The organism is Ignavibacteriales bacterium (assembly GCA_016709765.1).
GTDB lineage: Bacteria > Bacteroidota > Ignavibacteria > Ignavibacteriales > Ignavibacteriaceae > IGN3.
In genome coordinates, this window is sequence record JADJMD010000013.1 from 208,843 (window position 1) to 232,007 (window position 23,165).

The 23,165-nt window shown below is 34.4% G+C and carries 13 protein-coding genes; 10 read left to right on the forward strand and 3 right to left on the reverse strand.

All coding sequences use genetic code 11. The annotated features are described in order from the left end of the window. Nucleotides 1–2: 2 nt before the first annotated feature. The 3 genes from IPJ23_10660 to IPJ23_10670 are packed head-to-tail and all read right to left on the reverse strand — an operon-like array spanning nt 3 to nt 6,524. A complete protein-coding gene (locus IPJ23_10660) occupies nt 3–2,018 on the reverse strand; it encodes a hypothetical protein (protein MBK7631138.1) in 2,016 nt (671 codons plus the stop codon). Nucleotides 2,019–2,039: 21 nt separating this feature from the next. Next, nucleotides 2,040–5,060, reverse strand: a complete 3,021-nt coding sequence (locus IPJ23_10665) for a carboxypeptidase-like regulatory domain-containing protein (GenBank protein ID MBK7631139.1) — start codon at nt 5,058–5,060, stop codon at nt 2,040–2,042. 60 nt (nt 5,061–5,120) lie between these two features. Further along, nucleotides 5,121–6,524 (reverse strand): T9SS type A sorting domain-containing protein, encoded by a 1,404-nt coding sequence (locus tag IPJ23_10670; GenBank protein ID MBK7631140.1) that lies wholly within the window; start codon nt 6,522–6,524, stop codon nt 5,121–5,123. A gap of 166 nt (nt 6,525–6,690) precedes the next feature. On the opposite strand from IPJ23_10670, the gene IPJ23_10675 reads away from it, so the two are divergent. The 10 genes from IPJ23_10675 to IPJ23_10720 all read left to right on the forward strand — a co-directional run bounded on the left by IPJ23_10675 (nt 6,691) and on the right by IPJ23_10720 (nt 22,978). Next, nucleotides 6,691–8,166 (forward strand): citrate transporter, encoded by a 1,476-nt coding sequence (locus tag IPJ23_10675; protein MBK7631141.1) that lies wholly within the window; start codon nt 6,691–6,693, stop codon nt 8,164–8,166. Nucleotides 8,167–8,174: 8 nt separating this feature from the next. Continuing rightward, a complete protein-coding gene (locus IPJ23_10680) occupies nt 8,175–10,331 on the forward strand; it encodes a hydantoinase (protein MBK7631142.1) in 2,157 nt (718 codons plus the stop codon). Nucleotides 10,332–10,333: 2 nt separating this feature from the next. Then, complete coding sequence (locus tag IPJ23_10685; GenBank protein ID MBK7631143.1) at nt 10,334–11,191, forward strand: FAD-dependent oxidoreductase; 858 nt, start codon at nt 10,334–10,336, stop codon at nt 11,189–11,191. Beyond that, nucleotides 11,188–11,874, forward strand: coding sequence for an N-acetylmannosamine-6-phosphate 2-epimerase (locus tag IPJ23_10690; protein ID MBK7631144.1), 687 nt, complete (start codon nt 11,188–11,190; stop codon nt 11,872–11,874). Before IPJ23_10685 ends, IPJ23_10690 begins: the two co-directional genes overlap by 4 nt. Next, nucleotides 11,871–13,187, forward strand: a complete 1,317-nt coding sequence (locus IPJ23_10695) for an FAD-dependent oxidoreductase (GenBank protein MBK7631145.1) — start codon at nt 11,871–11,873, stop codon at nt 13,185–13,187. The genes IPJ23_10690 and IPJ23_10695 overlap by 4 nt, the downstream gene beginning before the upstream one ends. After that, nucleotides 13,184–14,590, forward strand: a complete 1,407-nt coding sequence (locus IPJ23_10700) for a phosphoglucomutase (protein ID MBK7631146.1) — start codon at nt 13,184–13,186, stop codon at nt 14,588–14,590. The genes IPJ23_10695 and IPJ23_10700 overlap by 4 nt, the downstream gene beginning before the upstream one ends. Nucleotides 14,591–14,675: 85 nt before the next feature. Then, nucleotides 14,676–16,055: a hypothetical protein gene (locus tag IPJ23_10705; GenBank protein ID MBK7631147.1), complete on the forward strand. Its 1,380-nt coding sequence runs from the start codon at nt 14,676–14,678 to the stop codon at nt 16,053–16,055. Next, complete coding sequence (locus IPJ23_10710) at nt 16,049–18,820, forward strand: hypothetical protein (GenBank protein ID MBK7631148.1); 2,772 nt, start codon at nt 16,049–16,051, stop codon at nt 18,818–18,820. The genes IPJ23_10705 and IPJ23_10710 overlap by 7 nt, the downstream gene beginning before the upstream one ends. A gap of 10 nt (nt 18,821–18,830) precedes the next feature. Next, on the forward strand, nt 18,831–21,236 hold the full coding sequence (locus IPJ23_10715) for a glycosyl transferase family 36 (protein ID MBK7631149.1): 2,406 nt from the start codon (nt 18,831–18,833) through the stop codon (nt 21,234–21,236). A 941-nt stretch (nt 21,237–22,177) separates the two neighbouring features. Continuing rightward, nucleotides 22,178–22,978: a T9SS type A sorting domain-containing protein gene (locus IPJ23_10720; GenBank protein MBK7631150.1), complete on the forward strand. Its 801-nt coding sequence runs from the start codon at nt 22,178–22,180 to the stop codon at nt 22,976–22,978. Nucleotides 22,979–23,165 lie beyond the last annotated feature (187 nt).

Here is a 23,165-nt window from a genome sequence, read left to right on the forward strand (position 1 = left end):
CATCATCTAACTATTGCAAACTTTCCTAGCTTGCTTCCGCCATTATAATCGATATGAAAAATGTAAATACCGCTTTCAACAAACTGCCCATAATCAGTAACCTGATCCCAGGTAACAATGGCACCGGTTCCATCAGCAACATCAATAGTTTTTACAATATCGCCTCTTACTGTATAAATCCTTATCGTACAAGGATTAGGTAGATTAACAAATTGTATTTGATCACCTGCCCCTGGCTGTGATTGCCCTTCGCTGATTATAAAAGGATTTGGGACAACAAGTACTTCTTCTAAATCTTCTTTGGGTGCGATAGTTGCAATAAATGGAGTTTGTTTTCGATTAGCAAAAATGGATGTTTCAAGTGGAGGAACGTTTGTAATAGTTTGAACGCCAGTCCAGCTTGCTCTTCCATTATCAAAGGATGTTAAAGCATAATAATATCCCTGCCCGATTGAAACTGCTGAATCTATATAGGTGTATTCAAATCCATCTAAATAATTTGGATCGCCTGCAAAAACCGTATCTATAGCGATCCAGGGACCGATTGACAGGTACTCAGATCTATATACTATATAACCAACTAAATCAAGTTGACCATCATCAGGATCGGGAATTGATTCAGCTTCTATTCCCCACTTCAGAATATTAGCAACAATATCGCCGCCTCTGTTATAATCTACTGTAAAGACAGGTGCTGCCGGTGGATCGGGATGATTAAAATTATTATCAAAAGTAAATTGCGATTGATCTACACTTCTATCAAACAATCCTCTTGAGAGACTTGTAATTGTAGCAGTTCCGTAATTCTTTGGTTGAATAGCTATTCCATAATCAACACCGTTTACAATCTCAGCAACTGCAAATCTTATTGAATCCCCTGGTAAAATGTCCCAGGGACCGAGAGACATCATAGACCACATTCTGGATCTTCTCATATATACTGTATCTGTAAAACTTGAAACAAAACTTGAAGTCAATCTGATATCCTGCATTGCTGCATATTGTGCTTCAAGTGAACCAAGGTTTGTAAACGGTCCGCTTAAGTCAATCGAATTGCTGGCAGCAGACCAACCGTAACGATTAACTTTTGAAACTTCATTAAGTTTATTTAGAGAAGAGTACAAAAGTTTATAACCAACATAAGCAGGAGCAAGATATTCGCCGCTCGGTTGATCATTTACAATTGGGCCAAATGAATTAACCAATCCAAAGGTTTCTGTTTGATTTTTAGTATCCGGATAATCTGCGGCATATCCAAAAATTAATCTTTTGCTTGCAGTGTTAAAAAACCATGTATTTCTTGCACCCGGAGATAGTGAGGGAAATAGAACAGACCAGGATCTTGAGTTACTATGCATTCCATAATTTAATGTGATGTAAACATCCAATAGAGAATCAGCAACAAATCTCTCTGATGAAACAAGTGATCTAATTTCCGGTGAAATATTTTTTATAACATAATCATGAATGATATAATTTTCATCTTTTCTTGAACCGCTCCATTGATGTGTTGTTCTTTTAACGCGAACCGGAAGCATTCGTTTGATTTGAAATTCATCCTGATAATTAATATTATATTCCCAGACAGTTTCAACAACTTCTTCACCAACATCAGGATTGGTCTTTAACCAAAAATTTTCACCATTAGGATAAACTTTTCTATTTGTCTTAACAGTGTATTTAGAAGCAGCCCCTTCAGCAACAGAACTACCATATAATGACCATTCCTCAACAGATAAAATACTATCTTGTGCCCACTTTGCACCTATGTAAAAACCACCGGAAACAAGATGTGAGGCTGTGCCTCCAATGTTTTCTGAAATAAGACTTGCATCGTAGCCTGGCCAGTCAAGTCCAATTCCTCTTTGTGTCCAGTTGCTAAAAGATGGGCCGACTTTGCCTAATGAAACAGTTTGCCACAATTGTCCTCTATTAAGTATAAACGATGATGATTCAATCTGTGCAAATGATTGAGGAACAATCATTATAAAAGTTATAAACAGTAAAAAATTTTTCATCAATATATTTTTGATCTTTATTTAGTTAAATCCTACTCCAACAGTAAAAAAGACTTGCCTTGGTATTGTTGTATAAGCTCTATAGGGTGCAACAAGATAACTAAACCTGGTTGGGTCATTTCCTGGCATATCCATAGTAACACCCTGTTGAATCCATAAGTTAAGATCTTCATTTGTAGAAAACGGAGTGAGCCATTTGTTATCAAACAAATTCATTATCCTTAGACCAAGAATAATTTTGTAATTATCAAATTGAATGTCTTTATTAAAGCTAAAATCAACCATCGATTCTAAAGGATACCTTCGATTATAAACTGCATCCTTTAAGTCAAAACTTGTAATGTAAGTATAAGGCAAACCAGATTGTGCAGTGTAAGTAAGACTAAAAACGGAATTACTAAAAGGTCTTATTCCCAAAATTTCAAAACCGCCTTCTACATCAACAAAGTATTGCAGAAGTGCTCTAAAGTTATGTGTTCTATCCCAGCTTGCTAAAAATTCACCTGTAAAATTTCTAGTGGAGTATTCTCTTGAGTTATCAGGCCACTGCGCCTGTGCACCATAATTTCCGGCAGTGGTTTGTGAAAGGCTGTAAGATAATCTATAGGACCAATTTTTTGTAGAAAATGTTTCAAAACTTGCTTCAAATCCTAATGTAGAACCAAATCCGTTGTTTGCATATGTGTTTATGAAGTATAATGGATTATTTTCAAGATCAAATCCGGCATAAATACCACCAGGTGTCTGAGTTACATTTTTACTTCCGGTATATGCCGCAAGATACTGGCTGCCTATCTGGGATACACGGTCATTATAATATAGAACTAAGTCAAGTCTATGTATATCACTTAACTGCTGTTGTATTCCGAATTCATAGTTAATGGTTTTTTTAGGATCAAGATTTGGATTACCCAGCCCTTGCCAGCCAACCCATGTTTTTTTAGATAAAGCCTGACTAAAAATCGGCATTGATGAAAAGTGCCCATATTGAAATCTAAATGCTGTACCTTCTCCAATCGGAAATGATATACCAAAACGCGGAAGAAATATTAATTTAGTTTCTGAGCCAACGGTAGCGGGATTACCTGTTCCGCCGGGTCCCTCTGTACCAACATATAGAAAGTTATATGGATCAACAGGAACCTGAGTTTGGAAATTATAAAATTCTGTCCGCACACCAATGTTGGCAATTATTCCTTCATACTCCATTCTATCCTGAACGTAACCTCCCATGCTTATTGGATATGCTGTATAATAATCCGCAAAACCATTACGAGCCACATAAGTATTAGCTTGAAAACTTGAGTTTACACCATTATTAATCATATCCCAATATTGAATTCCAATTCCTGCTTTTGCTAAGTGCGAGGCATCAAGCTGTCCTGTAAAATCAAATTTTAATCCAAAGTTTTCCGTTCTGCTATCCTGATAATAATTAGTGCTGAAACTAAAGGGTGCTCTGAATACATCTTTTTCCCACCAGCTGCCATCTCTTAAAACTGTTCCACTCGGATCGCTTGAACTATCTGCCCTGTCAACCTCTAGTCCATATCCAGCAAGATATTTAAACGGTAGCTCGTATTTTTCCTGCTGATGTGTTAAGGTTAATTCAGTAAATGATTGAGGATTTATTGAGTAAACCCAATTTAATGTTTGAGCAATTGTTTGTTCTTCTCTTACGGGATCAATTGTAACAAGGTATTTTGTAGATACACCGGGAGGTGTAAATGCTAATCCGGACCAGCGTATATCAGATGAGCCTGACCAAATACCGCCAATATAGCTTTGGTAGCTGCCCATTACTTTAAACTTATGTCCGCCACCAGGTTGGTAAGTTAAATTAAGTATATAGTTTTGGCCTGTTTGAACTTTTTCCGGAGTAGGCAATCTTGTTGGATTTCTTTTGTATTCTCCAGAAACATAAAATTTTAAAATATTTGGATCAGCACCGAGAGGACCACCAAATCCAAATAAATATCTTTGATAAGAATATTGTCTGTAGTCATAAACTCCCAGAACATTTTCATCGCTGGGCTCATGATTTTTTACCCATAGGTCGTAAGCCCATTTTATTTCTTCGTCAGCAAGCTGATTATACAATTCGGGATTACTATTTTTTAACCCTTCATATCTTGTACTAAATGTAAGTTCATTAAGTATCTGATCTTTCTTAGCCATCCATTGATCAAGAGTTCCCCATTTCTGCCATTCCCAATTATTTTTATCGTAGATATAGTCACCATAATGATATTGTCCGGAAGGACGATACTCAACTCGAACTTCTCCGGTAAATTTTGGTGCGCCGTCCTTTAAAACAACTTTAACAATACCTGCCTGAGAGTTTCCGTATTCAGCAGAAAATCCACCTGTAATTAATTGAAGCTGCTGAACACCCAGTGGATTAACATCATACTTCCAGGAGTTATCAGCTTTTTCAGTTCCAAATGTTGCCGGTGCAGAAGTATTTGAACTCATCTGTTCAACACCATTTATTTGAAAATTCAATTCATAGGAACCGGAACCACGAACGGAATAATTTCCTTTTTGATCTTTCTGAAAACCGGCGCTTAATTCCAGCGCACCGCGCAGACCTTCAATCGGAGCAACTTTAATTTGTTTATCATCAATGTGTGTAGAAGTAGAAGTTTGATCTTTAATAACCGCGGGTCTTTTTGCAACTACAACTACCTGCTCCATCTGCAGTGCTTCGTCATTTAAACCAAAAGACAATTGAGTTGTTCTGTCAATATTTATCTCAACACCTTTTTCTGTTGACTTAGAGTAACCTATCATGCTTGCGGTTATATTATAAGTGCCGGGAGAGATATTTAAGATTACAAATTGTCCATCAATATTTGTGGCAGCACCAAGATTGGTTCCTTCGATTAAAACATTTGCACCAATCAGTGGTTCCTTAGTGGATGCATCAATAACAATTCCGGATATTTTTCCTGACTGTCCTTGTGGAAAAATATTGATGCTAAAAAGAAAAAGTATTATTAAAAAAATCTTATAAAGATTTTTTATTTCTTTTTGTCTCATACGGGATTTACTTAATTAAATGGTAATAAAAAGCCCGGCTTATTTTCCGGGCTCATAAAACTATTTAATCAAACTCATTTTTTTACTGATTTTAGAGTCACCTGTAATTAAGGTGTAAAAATAAATTCCACTGGACAATCCATCACCTTTAAATAACTTTGTATGTCTGCCCGCAGAAACAAAACCATCAACCAATGTTTGAACCTCATTTCCTAAAATATCTGAAACAATAAGTTTAACATTAGAAGATTTTGGCAGATTAAATCTGATTAATGTGGATGGATTAAATGGATTTGGATAATTCTGTTCCAAACTAAAATCAATATTCGCTAATATATCTTCTTCAACACTAACTACTGTTCTAGTAAATTTAAATGCTGATCTTGACCACTCATCAATAACATACACTGTTGAGCTATCGGAAGTAATAGCAACGTCTGCGGGAGAAGTCATTGGTGCACCATTTGGATCTTGAATATCTCCGCTAAACTGACTTGGTAAATCGTAAACCGGTAAAGCAAAGATTCCATCCATATAAAATGCTTTTACCCATCTGCGTGTACTATCAACTCCTGCAACCCAAAGTAGATTATTTTTATCATGAGTAATTCCGCATGGATAAAAATCATTGAACGCTAAAAAATTATCGGCATCAAGTATTCTTTGTCCACTATAATCAATAGGAGTCCTTTGGGTTCCCCCTGTCCAAACGGCTATGCCGCCGGTTTGTTGTATACTTGAGTAGGAATTTCTTGAAGTATAAAATGGAGTGGAAGTATTGAAATAATCTCCATCTGGAATAAGAGCAACATCTCTAATTAAATCAATCCCACCTAGTTGGGCTCCACCCGGTTCTAGAGCATATTGTGCAGGTGGAATGTATGAACCATATCCAGCGACTGTAATTGTATCACTAAAATTATAGCATCTGAAAGTAGTACCAAATGAAATTCCAGTAAAGATTACAGAATCTTTACTTATATCAATACCGTGATTATAAGAACCATAACCACTTCCTTGAATACCAAATCCATATTTGATTACTTGAAGAGTATCGAAGTTTGGATACAAATACATTGCAGCAACGGTGTTGGGCTGAGTTTTGGGATACGGTTGCGAAGCACTTATATATAAGGTATTTCCCAATGCAGCGATGCCTCTTAAAGCACCGATATTACCGAGTAATGAATCTGAGTCTCCGTTATCATTAAAATCAATAAATTTTTGAAATACTGTATCACCCGGGACTAAGAAATAAATTGCATTATGTGCTGAAACATCCTGAATTCGGCTTGAAATTACCCAGAGTGTTCCATCATCCGCTACGGCTGAAAGAAAAGGTCTTACAATATCACTATCAGCCGGTGGAAAATATAATTGCTGAGAGTATTGCCAGGGGTTTTGGGAATATAAACTTGGTACAAATAAAATAGTTAGAATTGCAAATCGTAAAAAAGATTTCATAATTACCTCATCAATAATTATTGTGTAAAAAAAATATTTGCTTAAATAATTTTCTTTTTAAATATAAAGAAAAAAATATTTCGTTGTGCCAATTAATTAATTATTCTGTAAAATATTTTTCATATTTAATACTTAAATTAGTTTTAGCATTATTATAATCTTAAGAATGGAAATATTTCAAATAATTTTACTCATCAGTGTTTTTGTTTTTATGGCACTGATGATGTTTTTCCGAAAAATTCCTGCACTTATCGCACTACCATTAATGGCTGTTTTGATTGCTATTATAGGTAATATAAATTTTACGGATATAATAGAATATGTTATAGGACAAGGCTCACTAAAGCTACATCAGGCTTATACAATTGCGTTATTTGGCAGTATGCTCAGTGTTCTTATGCAAAAAACAGGTGTTGCTGAAGCTTTTATTAAAAAAGGTGCTGAACTTTCAGGCGATAATCCATGGCTAATTGCCATCATTTTACTTTTGCTAATTATTTCTCTTTTTACAACTCTTGGTGGACTTGGTGCGATTATTATGGTTGCAACAATCGTTCTCCCAATTATGTCTTCAGTTGGAATTGGTCCGATGACATCGGTTGGAATTTTTCTTTTCGGATTAAGCATTGGTGGTATCCTTAATGTTGGCAACTGGGCGGTTTACATAAGTGTAATGGGATTAACGGTTGATGAGATTCGTCCTTTTGCAATGCTGATGTTTTTAGTTTCAATTCTTGGTGCGATCGTTTATATCACAATCCAGATTTACCGCGATGGACATGATTTGAATTTTAAGAAAATAATTTTCAGAAGTTTAATAATAATTTTTGCACTTACTCTTATTTATTACCTATATACTTCCTTGACTTCATATGAATCTAAAATTCAGTTCACTGAAATTTTATCTAATGTTGGAATTGCCTTAAAATGGATTATTGCAATTTGCATTGCCCTGCTTTTCATCACTGCTTTTATAAGAATAATTTTAAGGAAAAATGAAAATGCAGTCCAACCTCATTGGATATCGTTCCTTTCGCCTATTCTTCCATTATTCTTAATTCTTTTATTTGATGTTAATTTTATCGCTGCATTTATTGTAGGATTGCTTTATGCTTTTCTAACAACTTATAAAAAGGGAAGATTAAATTTATTTATACAAGCTTGCTTTGAAGGCGGAGGAGTTGTAATGCCCGCAGTTGTGTTGATGTTTGGAATTGGAATGCTGCTGGTTGCTATAATGGGTCCAGGTGTAACTCTTGATCAATATCCCGATGGGTGGCCGGTTTTGAATATTGTAAAACCATTGATGGCTCAGATAATTCCTTCGAATCCAATAAGTTACATATTAATATTTTCTGCGGCTGCGCCTTTAGCTCTTTATCGTGGACCATTAAACGTATGGGGAATGGGATACGGACTTGCAGCTGTTTTTTTAGCAAGCGGATTGAATCCCGGAGCTGTAATGGGTTTGCTCATAGCAGTTGGACAAATACAGGGAATTTCTGATCCTACAAATACACATAACGTCTGGCTCGCAAATGAAATGAGAGTTGATGTTCAAAAAGTTTTATGGAATACAATTATTTATACCTGGTTAATGGCGATTGTCGGTTTAATTATTTCGTCAATAATGTTTATGTGATTATTTAATTGAAGAGAAAAATTAAAATAGGAATTGATGTTGGCGGAACTTTTACTCACGCAGTTGCAGTAGATATTTCCAATTTTAAATTAATTGGGAAAGCCTGCGTTCCAACTACCCATAAAGCAAATGAAGGGGTTGCTAAAGGTGTTGTTGATTCTATGCATCTCCTGATTGATGATCACAAAATCAATCCTGATGAAATTGTTCTAATTGCACACTCTACAACACAAGCAACCAATGCTTTACTTGAAGGCGATGTCGCAATTGTTGGTATTATCGGAATGGGAAAAGGTCTGGAAGGAATTCGTGCTAAGAATGAAATCAATCTAAAGAATATTGAACTCTCTCCGGGAAAATTTCTACAGACAAAATTCAGATTTATCGATTTGTCTTCAAAGCTTACCGAAGACGCAATTAAAAAAAATATTAATGATTTACTAAATGAGGGTGCTCAAGTTATTGTTGCATCAGAAGCATTTGGTGTTGATGATACAAAGAATGAAGATTTGGTTGTTTCGGTTGCTGAATCTTTGAATCTTCAGGCAACAGCAGCAAGTAGAATTTCAAAACTTTATGGATTGAGAGTTCGCACTCGTACAGCAGTTATAAATGCCAGTATGATGCCGAGAATGCTGGAAACAGCAAATATGACAGAAGAAGCAATTCGTAAAAGCGGAATCAAAGCACCGTTAATGGTTATGCGTTCCGATGGCGGTATAATGGATATTAATGAAATGCGAAAACGTCCGATACTAACTATGCTTTCTGGTCCTGCTGCAGGTGTTACAGCTGCATTAATGTACGAAAAAGTTTCAGATGGAATATTTCTCGAAGTTGGGGGAACATCAACTGATATTTCTGTCATCAAAAATGGAAAACCTCAAGTTAAGAGCGCACAAATTGGTGGTAACAGGCTTTACTTAAGAACCCTGGATGTTAGAACCCTTGGAATTGCAGGTGGTTCAATTCCCAGAATCCAGGGAAATAAAATTATTGATGTTGGTCCACGCAGCGCACACATAGCAGGTTTAAATTATGTTTCTTTTAGTGATGAGAATTTTTCTGATATAGAATTAGAAAAAGTGCAGCCATTAAAAAATGACCCGGATGATTACTTGTCAATCAAAATTAAAAATGAGTTCAAAAAAAGATTCACTATTACGCCAACTGGCGCATCAAATTTTCTAGGGCTTGTAAAAGACGCCGGACACGGAGTAGCAAATCTTGCATCAATTAATAAATGTTTTGAATCTCTTTCTAAGATTTTTAATAATGCACCTAAAGATATAGCTGAACAGATTCTTAAAATCTCAGCAGAAAAAATTAAACCTGTTATCTCACAACTCTCAAGAGAGTACAAATTAGATAAAGAATTAATTCAACTTGTTGGCGGTGGTGGTGGTGCAACTGCTCTTGTACCTTTTACAGCAAAGCATTTAAATTATCCGCATAAAATTGCAAAAGATTGTGAAGTAGTTTCAGCAATTGGAGCTGCTCTTGGGATGATACGTGATTCTGTTGAAAAATCCATTATTAATCCAACTGAAAATGATATAATATCTTTGCGCCAGCAGGCATTTGATTCAGTCGCATCAATGGGGGCAGTTCCCGAATCTATAGAAGTTACAGTAGAAATTGATTCAAAAAATAAAAAAGTAATTGCAGTTGCAATGGGTTCGAGCGAAATGCGTTCACGCGATGTTCAAATCAAAGAGTTGACTGAAAATGATATTAGGAAAATTGCTTCTGTCTCGATGAGGACAGGTGAAGATAAAGTAGTTATCTCAGGGAACACATCATTCTTTTATGCAATAACTTTTAAGCAGATTAAAAAACATTTATTCGGATTTATTAAAGATGAAACACAAAAACTTAGAGTAATAGATCGCGAAGGGACAATAAAACTTCAATTAAATGATGCATTGTGTGAAAGTGTTACATCAAATTCTGTAAAATCAAAAATAAAAGAAATGATCGGAACTCTAACAACATTCGGAGATGCCGGTGCACTTGTTCCAGATATCTTTTTATTAATCTCATCAAAGATTGTTGATTTTACAGGGTTAATAAATGAAGCCCAGATAATGGCTTTAGTTGATTTTGAACTTTCTAAAATTCCACAGGATGAAAAAATTATAGTGATTGCCTCACCGAAGAAATAGATATGAACATTGATAAGACATACGATTATATAATTTATTCTGCCGGTTTAACTGGGGTTTTAACTGCACTTAATCTATCCAAAAAAGGTAAACGTGTTTTACTTCTTAACTATTACGGTTTTATGGGTGGAACTATTACGGAATCATTAAATTGTTTTCAATTAGTTGATGAAAATCAGTTAAATGTTTTCTCAAGAAACCTTTTAAATAAAATAAAATCAGAAAAAGATGGGATCCTTTACCAGGATATCCAAAATGTTATAATCAATCCTGAAACAGTAAAAATTGTTTTACAAACACTGATTGAAGATTCTAAAGTAGATTTATTATTTCATATAGTACCGTTTTATATAAGACAAAAAAACGAATATGTAGAATTGTCTGTATCAGGCAAAGAAGGCGTTTTTCAAGTTACCGGCAAAACGATAATTGATACATCAGATGAATATGATTTATTGAAGCTTGAAAATGTCAAGAGAAGTTTGAATGAACTTTACTGCAATATGTTTTTAAGCATTATAAATAATGATTTATGGAAGGATCATAATTTATTAAACAGAAAAATTAATTTGAATGATCGAAGATATTGGGTTTCGTTAAAGCTGCCAAAACCTGGAAATGAATTTTTTATCGAAAATAATTCTCAGAGAATAATTAACGATTTTGAAGAAGTCATTCAAAAAAGTGGTGGAAGGATTCAAATGCTGGCAGCCCAAACGCAAAAAGTTTATAGCGTTGATAATCTTAGTATTACTAAAAATATTTTTCATATAAACTCCATTCTTTCAAAAGAATATAGCTTTACTCAATTATTATCAAAAGTTTCTGAAGTAGAATCCCAAATGAGTAAAATAAAATGAACAATGAAATAATTTCAAAGCTAAAACATGGATTAATTGTCTCCTGTCAGGCAGAAGGTGAATCTCCATTTAATTCACCAGAAGGTGTAACGATGTTTGCCAAAGCCGCTATCGCTGGTGGCTCCATTGGAATTAGAAGTGAGGGAATTGATAAAACAAAACTGATCCTTGCAACAGTTAGGGTTCCAGTAATCGGATTAATCAAATCTTATTTTGATGATGGAAGCGTAAGAATAACCGGATCATTTTCTGATGTTGATAATCTATCGTTTATTGGTTGTCCAATCATTGCTGTTGATGGTACTTTTAGAAAACGCGAAGGATTGACCGGACCCGAATTCATTCACAGAATCAAATCTGAATTTGATGCTCTCATAATGGCTGATATTGCAAAAGAAGATGAAGCAATTGAATGCGAAAAAACCGGTGCAGATTTTATTTCAACAACATTAAACGGTTATACACTGGAAACATTAAAAGATAAAAATGATTCACCTAATTTTGAACTTGTAAAATCATTGGTAAAAAAAATAAAAATTCCAGTAATAGCTGAAGGGAGAATTAACAATCCTTCAGATGCAAAAAGAATGATTGATGTTGGTGCGTTTGCAGTTGTTGTTGGAACAGCTATTACACGTCCACATATTGTTACCAGTTGGTATGTTGATGCTATTAAAAAATGAATGAACTAAAAACTAAATACGATGTAGTTGTAGCAGGAGCGGGAATTGCCGGAATAAGTGCCGCAGTTAAAGCAGCACGCGAGGATGTTTCTGTTTTGTTGATAGAGCATTATGGTTTTGTTGGCGGTATGTCCACTGCGGGAATGGTCTCCCCTTTTATGAAACATTCTGTTAATGGTGAAACTTTAGTTAGAGGAATATTTGAAGATATCGAAAATGAGATGCGAAATAGAAAAGGAATGATTGACAACGGTTTTTATGCTTCTTCATTTCGTGCTGCCGCATTTAATCTTTTAAGCAATGCTGATTGTAATGTGCTTCTTCATTCTGAAATTCTTAAAGTAAATAGAATCAAAAATAAAATTGATTCACTTACAGTTCTGATAAATGGCGTTGAATATATTGTTCGTGCTGAAGTATTTATTGATACTACGGGTGATGCTCAACTTCTTTATCTCGGAAATTTTCCTTTTGCAAAAGGTGATGAAAAGACAGGTAAGCTACAGGCATTAACCTTGTTTTTCAGAATGATAAATATCGATATCAAAACTGTTACAGAATATGCAGAAGCAAATAAGGATAATTTCTTTGATTGGATGGAATACGATTTTGATTTTTCAAAAATAATTTCGATAGCAGGATATTTTAACCAGGTAAAAAAAGCAATTCGCGAAGGGCGTTTGCAGGAAAATGTTCAATACATTTTCTTCACTACACTATCCGAATCAGGAGAAGGATCATTTAATACATCAAATATACTTGGTATTGATGCATCAACATCATTCAATTTGACTAAAGCAGAATTACTTGGGAGAAAACAGGTGACACAGGTCGTAAAATTACTGCAGGATGAAATTCCTGGATTTAAGAACTCGATTTTATTGGAAACTGCTGTTCAGGTTGGTGTTAGAGAAACTCGCAGAGCGATTGGTGATTATGCCGTGACAGGTGATGACATAAAGTTCGGGCATAAATTTGATGATGCTATTGCAAGAGCAGTATACGGAATTGATATCCATGGACAAAAAGATGAAGAAAGTAGAATGGAACACTTGCCGGAAGGACAATATTATGAAATTCCTTTGCGTGCTCTTATTGTAAAAGAAGCAGATAATCTTTTAGTTGCAGGAAGATGCATTTCATCAACAAGAGAAGGTCACAGCGCACTTCGTATTCAACCAACTTCTTCTGCTACTGGCGAAGCATGCGGTGCCTTGGCTGCATTAAGTGTAAAGAAAATTACATCAGTCAGACATATTGATTATTCCGATTTAGAGCAATTGATAAAACATAATCTATCGAAAAAAATATGAGTATTATATTCGGTACAGACGGCTGGCGTGGTTTATTAGACCGTGAGGTTAACGATGAATCAGTTTCAATAGTTGCTCAAGCTTTTGCTGATTATAATAATCTAAAATTTTCTGAACCAAAAATTGCTATCGGTTACGATGGAAGAAGAAATTCAAAACGTTTTGCAAAAATATTTGCAGAGATACTTTCCGGAAATGGAATAAAAGTTTCTTTATCAGATAGAGTTATTCCAACTCCAGTGCTTTCATATTTTGTAAAACATAGTAAACTAAGTTCCGGAGTAATGATAACCGCATCCCATAATCCTCCAGAATATAATGGAGTTAAGTTTAAAGCAGATTATGGCGGACCATTTCTGACTGAAGAAACTTTAGTTGTTGAAGGACTTATTGGAAAATCAATAGTTAAAAAAAGTCAAGATAGCATCAAGATGTTAAATTTAATTCTACCTTATGCTTCGGCAGTTGAGAATCTAATTGATTTTGAAGCCATCAGAAGAGCCAGATTAACAATATTAATTGATTCTATGGGCGGTGCGGGTGCAGACTATTTAGAAAGAATTTTACTAGCTCATAATATTCCTGCCCAAACAGTTTTTCATCCGCCGGATGAAGATTTTTACGGTAGGTTAGCAGAGCCGATTGAAAAGAACCTTGAACCATTAAAAAATGAGTTAAAGAATAATGGTTATTCTTTGGGATTGGCAACAGATGGTGATGCTGATCGTTTAGGAGTCATGCTTGATAATGGAGAATGGTTAAGTGCGCAGGAAACAATTTTGCTTCTTGCCGACTATGTTATCAACAAAAAACAATTCGATGGTAATATTATTAAAACTTCTTCTGTTACCGATAAACTCAAAACGCTCTTTGAAACAGATAAAAGAAAAGTTGTGGATGTTCAGGTTGGATTTAAATACATTACAGAAGAAATGATAAAATCGCAAGTTGTGTTTGGCTGCGAAGAGAGCGGCGGATTTGGTTATGGATTTCATATGCCTGAACGTGATGGGTTACTTTCTGCTTTGTTGATTATTGAAATGCTGGCAAACTCCGGTGATCAAAAATTAAGTGTGTCTGTAAATCATAAAAGAAAAGAGTTTGGACTGATTCATTATTCAAGAATCGATCTTAAATATGAAAAAGAAGATAGAATAAACAAACTTCCGGATTTGTTTAATAGAAATACGAATAAGATAAATAACTTTAGTGTTAAGGATGTAAAAACTTTTTTAAGTAGTCGTGGAATTATAAACGGCATTAAATTAATTTTGGAAGGTGATAACCGCTGGCTTCTTTTACGTTCATCAGAAACAGAGCCGATCATTAGAATTTATGCTGAAGGACAAGGTGATGAAGAAGTAATTGAGCTACTGAAGTTTGGTAAGCAATTATTTGTATAAGTAATTTTAAGAATCATCCTGAACTTGTTTCAGGATCCTACAATTAAACATGGAAATTCCGAGACAAGTTCGGAATGACAACGCTATGAAAAAGAAATTTGCAGATAAAAAAGAAGCAAAGCAGCTTATCTCTAAACTCGGAGAAGACTTTGCTGTTGTAAAAAATCCGGGATTCATTCATCCTGATTATGAGCTCTATCCTCTTGCACTAAAAACCAAAAAACCTGTTGAAACATTAACCGCTACTGTTATGGATATGGATGGCACAACAACAACAACTGAAGCACTATGTATTCATTCACTTGAATTTATGGTTAAAAAACTATCCGGACGAATGAAAAGGGATCACTGGAAAGGTTTGGACTCAGTTAAAGATTATCCTCATATAATTGGTAACAGTACAACAAAGCATGTTGAATACTTGATTGAGAAATATCAGAAGACATTTAAAAACAATTTAATCATAAAATCATTTTTGTATGCCGCAGGATGGACAATAGTTTATGGTAAAGATACGAAAAGAAGAGAAGAAGTAATTCAGAATTTGAATGACCTAAATTGTTCTCAGCTTATTAATGATGAAAGACTTAAGAAATTAAATCCACTTACACTGCCGGATGATGAAGATGAAGAACAGCTAAGTGAATATTTCTATTCAAAGTATAAATCGCAGATTAAAAAGTTCGATTTTAATTCTATAGTAAGAATTGGGATTGATGTTTATTATCAACGTTATCATGGAATTCTGGAAAGAATAAAACTTGGCGAAGGTAAATTTATTGCTGAAAATCTTTTCGGTGATCCGAACAAGCATCTAATAGAAGCAATGCCAGGAATTGAAATTTTTCTGCCGATGATAAAAGGTTTTATCAAATCAAACGAAGATATTTATTTCGAACAGCTTCTGGTTGATTATGAATTTAAATCAGGTAAAAAATTTCCTGAGAAAAATATTGATATAGCAAGAATATCATTTATTAAACTCTGCAAGTATTTTGTACAAAGTCCACTGAAAGTCGCAATTGTAACATCATCTATTTTTTATGAAGCTGATATCGTTTTAAGAGAAGTGTTTAAGATTATAATTTCAACATTAGATAGGATAATTCCTGTCTCTGATGATAAATTAAAAATACTTGAGAGGTTTAAAGACTACAAAAATTATTATGATGCGGTTGTAACTGCGAGTGATTCAAATGAGATAAGATTGAAACCTCATCGCGATCTTTATAGCATTGCACTTTATAAATTAAATGTACCGAGAGAAAAGTTTAATCAGGTAATTGGTTTTGAAGACAGCGAAAGCGGGACAATTGCAATACGTGCGGCAGGAATTGGATTATCAATCGCTGTTCCGTTTGCTGAAACAACTGGTCATAATCTTAAAGCAGCAACATATGTTTGCAAAGGAGGATTACCTGAAGTGATTTTAAAACATAATTTATTTTTGAAAGTTATATGTTAGAAAAATATAAAGACAAAGTCTTCCACGTAATCTCTAATACTCATTGGGATCGAGAGTGGCGCTATCCATTCCAGCGCAACAGGCAAATGCTTGTTGATATGATTGATAAAGTGCTTGATATTCTTGAAGCCGAACCAAAATACAGAGCATTTCATCTTGATAGTCAATCAATCGTTATAAAAGATTATCTTGAAATTCGCCCACATAAAGAAAAACAAATAATAAAGTTTGTTAAGGAAAAAAGATTGTTCATTGGTCCTTGGTATGTATTACCTGAACAATTTCAGGTTGGCGGTGAAAATCTTATTCGTAATCTTCTGCTGGGACACAAAACTAGTAAACAATTTGGACGAGTTTCTAAAATCGGCTATTCACCTTTTTCATGGGGACAAATATCTCAGCTTCCTCAAATCTATAAAGAGTTCGGGATTGAACTGATAATGTTTTACCGTGGCATTAATTCCATCGATTCCCCCAAAGCAGAATTTCTATGGATTGGTGCTGATGGAACAGAAGCTGTGTCATCACGATTTTCAACAATGCCGAGATATAATTTTTACTTTTACATCTATCGCCCTGTCGTTCACAATGAATTCTTTTCTGATGTTGAATACAAATGGTCAAATGGCGGAATTCCCTTTCATTTTTCTGATAAACAATTAGCTAAAGAAGATTATTTTATTATTGATTCTGCTAATGGGTATTATCCTGAGAATATTAAACACCAGGTTGAAGCAATAATAAAAGATCAAGTAGATGATTTTACAACTCCACATGTAATTTGGATGGAAGGACACGATTCAAGCGGACCAAATGTTAAAACAGTAAAAATTATTGAGGACATTAAAAAGATTTTTCCTGATTTAAATGTTGTTCATTCAACTTTAGAAGATTATGCAAAATTTTTATTTGAAAGTGTTGATGTTAAAACCCTGAAAAAAGTTTACGGGGAGAGAAGAAGCTCACAGTTTGATAAACGCAGCGGAAATATGTATGGCTACACTACTTCAGCACGAATGTACCTTAAACAGAAAAATTTTGAAGCTGAAAAATGGACGCAATTTTATGCTGAGCCATTCAATGTATTTTCAGCTTTGGTTGGTAGAAATATTAATGATGCATATTTAGATAAAGCATGGGAATTAATAGTTCAAAATTCTTCTCACGATTCTATCGGTGGTTGTAGTCTTGATCAGATTCACGACGATATGATGGATCGTTACAGGCAGGCAATTGAAATTTCAAAGGGAGTTTTTGAAAGATCAGTAAAACATATTGTTAAGAATCTTAATTTTCCAAATGCAAGTAATGAAAACATTTTTTTAGTTGCTTTCAATCCAAATAACTATTTAAGAAATGAAGTTACTGAGTGTTTTGTAGATATTCCGAAAGAATTTAATAAGAGTGATTTTAAGATTTTTGATCTGAATGGAAATGAAATTGAAAAACAAATAATTAAAATTGAACCTCATCAACCTGTTCTTGAACAATTGATCGATCGTCCGATGTACTTTGATATGATGAGATTCCATTGTTTGGTTGATCTGAAAAATATTCCTCAGTTTGGTTATAATGCTTTTTCTATAATCCCAGGTCAAAAGTCAAAAGTCAAAAGTCAAAAACTGGCTTATACAAAATCTCAATCGCTAACTCTTGAAAATGAATTTTTAAAAGTAAAAATAAATTCGAACGGAACATTTAATCTTTTTGATAAAGAAAATAATAAAGAGTTTAAAGAACTTGGATATTTTTATGACGAGGGTGAGGCGGGACATGCCTGGGTGAATATCCCAACAAAACCAATTATTACAACCTTAAAAAGTAAACCGAAAATAAAGCTTATTCAGAATGGTGAGCTAAGTGCAGTTATTAAAATCAGCCATATGATTAAACTTCCAATAAATCTTTTAGAAAGAAAAAGGAAGAAGTATAAGACTGGTTCAGTAAATGTTGATTTATTTCTCTCGTTAAATAAGAATTCTAAAAGAGTTGAATTTAAAGTCGAATTGAATAATAAAGCTGAGAGCCATCGTCTAAGAATTATGTTTCCAACAAATCTTGATGCAAAATATCATTATGGTGAAGGACAGTTTGATGTGGTGAAAAGATCAGCTGAAAGACCGAATACAAAAGACTGGATTGAACAGCCGATGTATGATTTTCCATTACATCACTTCATTGATGTAAGTGATAAGAAAAACGGATTAGCTGTTTTAGTAGATGGATTAAAAGAGTATGAACTTCTGAATGATAAGAAAAAAACTTTAGCTGTTACTCTGCTTCGAGGATTTGAATATATAATTACTCCAAGTTCAAAACAGGATTACACTTATTTAAAGGGCAGTCAATGTTTAGGTAAATCATCTTATAAGTTGGCACTATATCCGCACAAGGGCGATTGGCAAAATGGAGAAGTTTATAAAGAAGCATTAAACTTTAATAATCCACTTAGTCTTGTTCAAACAGGAAAAGCAAAGGGTAAACTGCCGGCTGAAATGTCATTTATGAAAGTAAAGCCTAAAGAGCTTGTTTTTAGTGCTCTTAAAAAATCTGAAGATGGAAATGCTTTTGTGTTAAGAATTTATAATCCAACTGAAAACGATATTGAAGGTAAAGTTGAGTTAATCAAAAAACTCTCTAGAGTTGAGCAAGTAACATTGGGAGAGATTTATATTAAGGATATTAATTTAATTAATGAAAATAGCTTTCCTGTTTCATTGAATAAGAAAAAAATTGGGACTTATAAATTTAAGGATTTGATTTAAGGATTTAAGAATGTTAAAAAATAAATATGGATATTTTTCAGCGGATGGAAGAGAATTTGTAATTACTGATCCGAGAACTCCGCGTCCCTGGTTTAATTATATGTGGAATGAAAATTATGCTGGTTTAATTTCTCACACTGGCGGCGGATTCAGTTATCTAGAAACTCCACGTGATAACAGGCTGACCCGAATGCGTTATAACTGTCTTCCATGGGATCGTCCTGGAAGATATGTTATTGTAAAAGATACTCAATCAGGCAAGTACTGGTCTTTGAGCTGGGCACCTACAATTGAAAAAAAATACGATAAATACGAATGCAGACATGGACAGGGTTATACTACAATTATCACCGAGAAAAATAAAATTCGAGGAGAGATTACGTACTTTGTACCAAATGATGTTGATGGTGAAATATGGAAAGTGAATCTCAAAAATCTTTCCAACAAAAAAAGAAAACTTGAGATATATTCTTTTACAGAATTATTAATGGGAAATGCGCTGAATGATATTATAAATCAGCCTAATGATAAACATTTTACGGATATTAAGTTTGACAAGAAAAATGAGACTCTTGTTTGTACACGCCGATACTGGGTATTAAATAAAAAAGTTACTGTTGCGCAGCCCAACATAGATTGGAAATACAATTTACTTTTCACAACAACGCTGCCCGTTTCAGGTTTCGATGGGAGTCTTGATAATTTTATTGGCAAATGGAGATCAGAATCAAATCCAATTTCTGTTGAAATCGGAAAAATGAGTAACACAGAAATTACAGCCGGTGATCCTGTTGCTGCTTTACAATCCAAGATTATTTTAGATAAAAAATCTGAAATTGATTTTGCGGTAATAATGTCTGTTATTCCAAAAGAAGAAAAGGATCCTTTCAAAGCTATTAAACTGAATGAACTCAAAAAAATTAAAAGCATTGATTTAAAACTTGAGAGATTAAAAAATAACTGGACAAATTATCTAAGTAACTTCAATGTAAAGTCACCGGATCAGAAGTTTAATTTATCGCTTAACATCTGGAATCAGTACCAGGCAGCAGTTACATTTGATATGGCTCGCAACTCAGGTTACTATCACGGTGGTTTGTTATTTGGTACCGGAATACGTGATCAATTTCAGGATATCCTTGGAATGGTTATTTCAAATCCTGATCAAGTAAGAAAAAGATTACTCAATGCTTTACGTTTTCAATTTAAAGATGGTTCAACACTTCATAATTATTTTAAGATTACGGAATGGGGCGAGAAGACTAATCACTCCGATACTCCCCTTTGGATTCCATTTGGTATTGTAGAATATCTTAATGAAACAGCTGACTTCTCTATTCTTGATGAAGTTGTAAAATTTTATGATGAAGGCGAAGCAACTGTTTATAATCATATGAAACTTGCTGTTGATTTTGCTATTTCTGCTTGCACAGAAAGAGGTTTACCTAAAATTATGACCGGAGACTGGAATGACACACTCGATCACATTGGACCTAAAGGCAAGGGTGAAACAGTTTGGGGTGCTTTTTTTCTGGGCTACATAATTAAAAAAACCTTTGAGCTGCTTGAGTATAAAAAAGATTTCTCTACTTTAGAACGATGGAAAGACAAGTACGAACAGCTTAGAAATGTAATTGATGAAAAATGCTGGGATGGCAAGTGGTACTTAAGAGCTTTCCGGGATGATGGGAGCGAAATTGGATCAAATAAACATAAGCAGGGAAAGATCTTTGTAAATGCCCAAAGCTGGTCTGTTATTTCAGGTCTAGCAGAAAGTGAAAAAGCAAAAAGTGCGATGAAATCCGGAAAGAAATTTTTAACAACCCCTTATGGAATGCAAATCGTTTATCCATCTTATACAGAAGTTGAGGATAATACAGGATTGATCAGTCGGTGTGTCCCTGGTAAAAAAGAAAACGGAGCAATTTTCAATCACGCTTCATCCTGGTTTGTCCTGGCTTCAATAATTAATGACGACACGGATTTTGCTTATGAGACTTATTCTAAAATGCTCCCAACAAATTCATCAAATAATATTGATAAGTACGAAGTGGAGCCTTATGTGTTTGCTGAATATATAACGAGTCCTGATCATAAAACAGAAAATCAGGCAAGCCATAGCTGGCTTACTGGAACTGCTGTCTGGATGCTTAGAATTGGAATGGATTACATTTGCGGGTTTAGAACATCATTAAAGGGATTAATTATTAATCCAAATATCCCTTCTAAATGGAAATCATTTTCTGCCGAAAGGAATTTCAGAGGCAAAACAATTAAATTGAAGGTGGAAAATCCCACGGGAAAATATTCAGGAATTAAAATGATAGAAGTAAACCGAAACAGAGTTGAATCTAACTTCATTAATCCTGAGGATTTTTCTGAAAAAGAAATAAACGTAAGAATGATTTTAGGATAAATATTTAATGTCTTTCCCGCGTTGGCTGGAATCTATTTTATAAATTAGTTGGATTTCCAATTTCGTGGGAATGACAAAACACTAAGGAGCGAATTATGAAAAAAATATTACTACTAACTGTTTTACTAACAACTATATGTTTCTCCCAACCAATTACCTGGACTGAAATAACTTCAAACTATACTCTTCCAGCAGGAATAAAAGTTTTCAGTGGAGAACGTTCATCACCAATACTAAAAATTTTTTATATCGATGTTGACATGAATAATCCTGATCTGGTTATCCATCCATACATAGGTTCTAATAAAACTGTAAATAATTTTGTACCTTCAGTTGGTGCTTATGCAGGAATTAATGGCGGATTCTTTGGTGGGTCAAGTTCATATTCAGCAGTAATTTATCCTTACGAAGTGAAGGCACAAAACGTGACTGCAGTAACACGTAATAGTCAATCATTTCCAGTAGTAAGAAGCTTTTTCGGAATGAATTTCAATCGTACATTTGATGTTAAATGGATTTATCATTATGGAAATAATGTTTCTGATATTTATGAGTTTGATCAACCGATGGCTTACACAAATAATCAAACCAATCCTCTGCCGGCGCCTGAACAATCTACTGGATCGGTTTATGATAATTTGTTAGTAGGGATTGGTGGCGCTCCGACTCTTGTTAAAAATGGACAGGTAAATGTAACTTATGATCAAGAAGTTATGTGGGGTTCAGGAGTAGGTTATGATAATGGCGATCCTAGAACCGCGGTTGGATACACAACTGATAATCATGTTATTATGATAGTTGCAGATGGACGACAAGCGGCAAGCCAGGGTGTTGGCTTACCCGAACTAGCGCAAATAATGATTGATCTTGGCTGTGTTGAGGCAATGAATCTTGATGGCGGAGGATCAACTCAAATGGCAGTTGGAAATCAACTTGTTGATATGCCTTCTGAGTCCAGAGCAATCCCAACAATATTGACTGTTACACATAAAGATTCGTTAAAATTACCTCCAACTCCACAATACGAAAAAATAATTGATACAGGTGATCCTGAATGCAATTTGATAGGAAGCGGATGGTTAACGTCTGCAAATCCGGGTTATTGGGGAAATACACCTGCATATTTAAATCCGGTTGGAGACGGAAGTGCTTACGCTGAATTTCGTCCGCAATTTCCTGATAATGCACAATATGAAGTTTACGGATGGTGGGTTTCATCATTCAATAGATGTACCGATACACCTTTTATCATTAAGCATAAAAATGGAACTGATACTGTAAGAGTTGATCAAGTACAAAACGGATCAATTTGGAAATTGATCGGAACATATCAATTCTCACCAGATACATCTCAAAAAATTATAATTTCAAATAAAGGAACTGCTGGAACATCAGCCACTTATATAGTAGCTGATGCAATAAAATTGGTTTCTTATGATCCTGCTACACCTATTAAAGAAGAACAAAATATTGTTCCATCTGAATTTGTGTTATATCAGAATTATCCGAATCCATTTAATCCGGGTACTAAGATCAGTTGGCAATCGCCAGTGGGAAGCTGGCAAACTTTAAAAGTTTATGATGTGCTTGGAAAAGAAATTGCTACTTTAGTGGATGAAGAAAAGCCTGCAGGGAAATATGAAGTAAATTTTAATGCATATAAACTTTCGAGTGGAATTTATTTCTATACATTACGCTCTGGTGATATAATGGAAACAAAAAGTATGTTGCTGATTAAATAACAATTACTTGCTAAGTGTTATCATTATTTGTTAGTCAACTTTCGATAAGAACATACGTTGTCTGTTCAAACGTACAGATTAGTATAATTATTGTGGGAATTAAATAATATTTAAAATTCTGGAATTGTTAAAGAAAATTACTTATGTTACACATAATTAATTGTAACAATATAAATTTCGAAGCAAT